This window comes from Pseudoroseomonas ludipueritiae (assembly GCF_014490445.1).
Lineage (GTDB): Bacteria > Pseudomonadota > Alphaproteobacteria > Acetobacterales > Acetobacteraceae > Pseudoroseomonas > Pseudoroseomonas ludipueritiae.
Genome location: NZ_JACTUZ010000241.1, coordinates 1 through 301, shown reverse-complemented (window position 1 = coordinate 301; position 301 = coordinate 1). Strand labels below are relative to the sequence as shown.

Sequence of the window (301 nt, the reverse complement as noted above, 5' to 3'; positions counted from 1 at the left end):
CGCAGCCGCAGCCGCAGCCGCAGCCGCAGCCGCAGCCGCAGCCGCAGCCACAATCGCAATCAGCGGTAACCCTGCCCCAGACCGCGCAGTCGCTGCTGATGATGCTGCGCGGCACCGCGACGCAGGATGCGCCAGCCCCGGCCGGGCCGCCATCCTCGCTGCTGGAGGAGTTGCGCGCCTCCAGCGCCGCCAATCCGCCGCCGCGCGAGGGGCTGTTGGGCCTGCTGGCGCAGCCCGCTGTCTGGGACCTGCCGCTGGTCGCGCCGCAGCAGCCCGGCCCGGTGCCGCTGACGGGGCGGCC

At 76.7% G+C, this 301-nt stretch carries 1 pseudogene; it reads left to right on the top strand.

What is annotated here, in order from left to right:
* A pseudogene (locus IBL25_RS24700) lies at positions 1-301 on the top strand (hypothetical protein); the annotation flags it as partial.